Source organism: Sulfuricurvum sp. MLSB, assembly GCF_000747095.1.
Lineage (GTDB): Bacteria > Campylobacterota > Campylobacteria > Campylobacterales > Sulfurimonadaceae > Sulfuricurvum.
In genome coordinates, this window is record NZ_JQGL01000121.1 from 1 (window position 1) to 4,055 (window position 4,055).

The 4,055-nt window shown below is 49.3% G+C and carries 4 protein-coding genes; 2 read left to right on the forward strand and 2 right to left on the reverse strand.

The window, feature by feature from the left end; translation table 11 throughout:
* Positions 1–575, forward strand: a 575-nt coding sequence (locus JU82_RS08630) for a molybdopterin dinucleotide binding domain-containing protein (protein ID WP_037949460.1), incomplete at its 5' end; no start/stop codon positions are given.
* A gap of 2 nt (positions 576–577) precedes the next feature.
* Positions 578–913: a YraN family protein gene (locus JU82_RS08635; protein WP_037949462.1), complete on the forward strand. Its 336-nt coding sequence runs from the start codon at positions 578–580 to the stop codon at positions 911–913.
* Here JU82_RS08635 and JU82_RS11985 read toward each other — a convergent pair.
* Positions 900–2,942 carry an EAL domain-containing protein gene (locus tag JU82_RS11985; protein WP_294892662.1) on the reverse strand — a complete coding sequence of 681 codons (2,043 nt, stop codon included), beginning with the start codon at positions 2,940–2,942 and terminating at the stop codon, positions 900–902. The two genes, JU82_RS08635 and JU82_RS11985, sit on opposite strands and share 14 nt — an antisense overlap.
* Entirely contained in the window at positions 2,939–3,871 is a 933-nt protein-coding gene (locus JU82_RS08645) for a cytochrome c peroxidase (protein ID WP_037949464.1), read from the reverse strand. The genes JU82_RS11985 and JU82_RS08645 overlap by 4 nt, the downstream gene beginning before the upstream one ends.
* Positions 3,872–4,055: the final 184 nt, after the last annotated feature.

Genomic DNA, 4,055 nt, shown 5'->3' on the forward strand with positions numbered 1-4,055 from the left:
AAGCGGTACGGATCGATGCCCCGATCCGTTTCGGCGGGGCCAGTTACGAAAAACTGGAAGCCAACCGCTTGCGCGGCCTTCAGTGGCCGGTACAGGAAGAGGATCTTCCGGTGCTCCATATCGATGCTTTCCGTACCAAAGACGGCCTGGGATCGTTCCGCTACAAACAATATGAGCCGCGCGGACAGGTTGAGGAACTTCTAAAAGCGAGTGCGCATAACGGGTACTATCTCACAACGGGACGGGTTCTTGTCCACTACAACAATGCCGCTCAGACCAATATGTGCGAAAAGCTGCACCGTTCGCACGATGAAGATACCCTTTTGGTCAGCGTGGAAGATGCCGATTTCTTCGAATACAAAGATTTTGTCGTACTGCGAAGCGAATACGGTGAGAGCGCCCCGTTGCGGGTGAAGGTGAGTACAACGATCAAAAAAGGGACGATGTTTACGTCGTTCCACCATTCAAAAAGCCGGATTAATTTTCTCTTCGGGGACGAATCGGACGAATTGATTCGAACCGCCCGGTTCAAATCGATCAAAGTCGAGGTTATCAAACCCGACTATCTGGATTAATCGTGCATACCCGCGCTCGTGGCAATATCGCCGAAGAGCGCGCGTGCGAGTATCTGCGAAACAATGGGATGCGGATTATCGACCGCAACGTCTATAACCGTTTCGGCGAGATCGATATTATCGCCCTGAAAGAAGATGTTCTGCATTTTGTCGAAGTCAAAAGCGCGGCAAGCTACGAGCAGGCAGTCAACAATATTACCCCGTCCAAACTTCAAAAACTGAACCGGACTATCCAGACCTATCTGCAGAAGAAACGGCTTGAATGCGATTACTGCATTGACGCCCTCATCGTCTGGGACGGGGGGATGGAGTGGATAGAGAATATTACGCTTGCGTGATCGGAAACGGCGAAGGCTCGTAAAAGTAAAATCCTTGCGCCGCATCGATTCCGAGGTTGCGGACAATATCCGCAACCGCTTCATTGTGGACAAATTCGGCGACCGTCTGGATCGAAGCGCTTTGGGTGAAATTTACAATGGTTTGAACGATCGTGATAGCTTTGCTGTCGGTATCAAGATGGCGGATCAGCGAACCGTCGATTTTGATAATATCGACGGCAAGGTTCAGAATATGGGCGAAATTTGAATAGCCGCTTCCGAAATCGTCAATGGCAATCCGGCAGCCGTAGCGGCGGACATGGGCGATAAAGTTGAGTACGCCTTCGTATTTTTCAATTGCTTCGCTCTCCAATATCTCGAAGATGATTCTGTTTCCGATTCCTTCGTATGTCTCAAGCAGCCGGGTGACAAGCTCCACCGTTTCAGGGTGTTCAATGTCGTCGATCGAGAGATTGATCGAAAAGTCGCCGGGATGATTGGCGATGATCGCAAAACTTTTGGTGATGATCAGGCGCGATAGGTCATTATAAAGCCGGGACTCTTTGGCAATGTGAAGATAGGGATAGATCGAGCGCACTTCACCGCCGTCGATAACGACGCGCGCAAGCACTTCGTGTTTGGCAACCCTTCGATTCGAGAGGTCGATGATCGGTTGAAAATAGGGGATAATCCGCCCCTCTTTCAGCGCTTCGCGAAGTTCTTTGGCTTTGGTGACGTTGTCTTCAATGATCTGACGGAGATTAAGCCCTTCGTGATAAAAAATAGGGTTGTTGTGATGTTTGCTTTTAAGGGCCATGTCGGCATTTTCCAGAAGCGGAGCGATATTGGATGCGGCGACAGTTAGAGAGGGAGTACGTACTTCACCGTCGATCACAATCGGTTGTTCGGGAAAAAGACGCAGGACGCTTTTGGCCGCTTCTTCGAGAGAGAACTCGGTGCTCTCTTCAAACAGTATCCCGAAATCATCGGCTCCAAGACGGTAATAAGTTGCGTAATTTCCCGGAAATCGCATCGTTTTGATTCGCCGAGCCGTTTCGATCAGAAGGCGGTCTCCCGCTTCGACGCCGTAGAAATCGTTGTAATGCTTGAATTTATTGATGTTGATCAGAATCAGCGAAAGCGTATGGGAGGTATGGCGTATTCGCTCTTCATACGCTTTGCGGTTGCGCAAACGGGTCATAGGATCACGCCGGGACTCTTTTTCGCTTCGGATCAGAAAGAAAGTTATCACACCGATGCTGATGATGAAAAGAGCAACCAGCAGATAGGAAAAATAGGTTATCAGTCTCAGTTCACGATTGGATTCCGCTTGGAACATCCGGTTGCTTTTTTGAAGCGAGAGGATTACATCCGGATTGTTGATTTGCGCGAGATGGCTGACATAACGGGGAAAATATTCCTCAATGACTCGAAAATGCGCAATTGCCCGCTGCAGCAGATCGTTTTTTGTGGAATCGCGCAGCCGTTCGTGCGCGAGGGAATCGATCGAGGAATGAAGCGATGCGATCAGCTGGCTGTCCATCCCGTTTTTGGCAAGCAAAATCGTACCGCTGATACGGCTGATTTCCCTAAAGAGCTCTTGTTCTTTGGAATCGGCGGCATTGAGGGCGAACAAGCGGTGCTGCAGTGCCAAAATAGCGGCAGTGGAGTTTTTGATGACGGTATTGGCGGTTTGGAAATCGTAGATGGCCTGCACTTTGATGTCGAACGCAGCGGCATGTTTTTGAATCATTTTCAGGGTTTCTGGATGACCGTTTACGATGTGCTTGTTATGCAGAAGGGATTGAACCCGATGGGTAATGAGGGTGATTTTGTGGTTCACGTCATCTTGGTTTGTGTACAGAAAAAAAGTATTGTGCAGTATTTGGTAATCGAGCTGTTTGTGCGCCGTTTCGATCTCTTTAAATGCCAGTTCGACGGCGTTGCGATGGACGAAATAGTCGTTGGAAAACGATTTGAACAAAAAAAGTGCGCTCAGAGCGCTGAGCCCAAGTATGATCGTCAGGATCAGTTTGACGGAGAGTTTCATCGATGCGCGCCTTTAGGCTGCGGAAGTTCCCCGCTTAGGGTATTTAAAAAAGCAACGAGCTGACGGATCTCCTTAGGGGAGAGAGTCAAACCCAGATTGTGATAAGACATCCGTGCGATGGCTTCGCTAAGCGTTGCAGCGCTTCCGTCATGGAAATAAGGGGCCGTCTGGGCAATATTGCGCAATGTCGGCACTTTGAATACGTTTTTGTCGATGGGACGTTTGGTCAGGGCGTAGCGGTCGTCGGTTTTGGGATTGTACGGTATCGAAACGATGGCCCCCATTTTCTGGAAAGAGTTTCCGCCGACGTTGACGCCGTTGTGGCAGGCGACGCATCCGAGAGTTTTAAATAACAGATATCCCTGTGTTTCGAGCGCAGAAAGCGGCGCTTCGTTACGGAGGTAACGGTCGAATTTTCCGTTCGGGGTGATGAGCGTCTTTTCGTATTCGGCAATCATATCGGCAATATCTTTGGGGCTTACTGCAGGATGCCCTGTGAGAGCGGCGAATGCTTTGCTGTAATACGGATGTGCTTGCAGCCGTCTGGCCGCTTCGGGCAGAGGCAGTGCCATTTCGACGGGATTGTGAATCGGCCCCAGGGCCTGCTCGTTGAGCGTTTTGGCTCTTCCGTTCCAGAATTGGGCGAAATTGAATACGGAATTAAAGACGGTGGGAGCGTTCATTCTCCCTTTCAGGTTTCGGATACCCGTCGAGAACTTTTTCCCGTCGGCGCCGCTCGAAAAGATATCATGACACGAAACGCAGGCAACGCTGTGGTCTTTGGAGAGGATCGGATCGAAAAAGAGCTTTTCGCCGAGCGAAGCTTTTGACGCATCGTGCGGGACGCTGCGGGGAATCGGTACGATAGGTTCCGCAGCCATCAGCAACGATCCCAGGACAATTAAACCGAGTTGGCCGATCCGTTTCATGCCGTAATGGTCGCCTTTTTTAAAATTAAGTATTAGCGATTATCTCGAAATTTTCCTTAAGGAATTTGATAGGATTTCTGAGAAAAAATGTGATCATTATGTAATAAGACATTTTAAAGATTGGGGCGTTATAATGTCCTCATAAACATTCGCAACTCAAGGAAAAACAATGGGTAAATACATT

Excerpts from the sequence above, each read along its gene's own strand:
- JU82_RS11985 (WP_294892662.1), bottom strand. The coding sequence starts at position 2,942 with ATGAAACTCTCCGTCAAACTGATCCTGACGATCATACTTGGGCTCAGC.
- JU82_RS08645 (WP_037949464.1), bottom strand. The coding sequence starts at position 3,871 with ATGAAACGGATCGGCCAACTCGGTTTAATTGTCCTGGGATCGTTGCTG.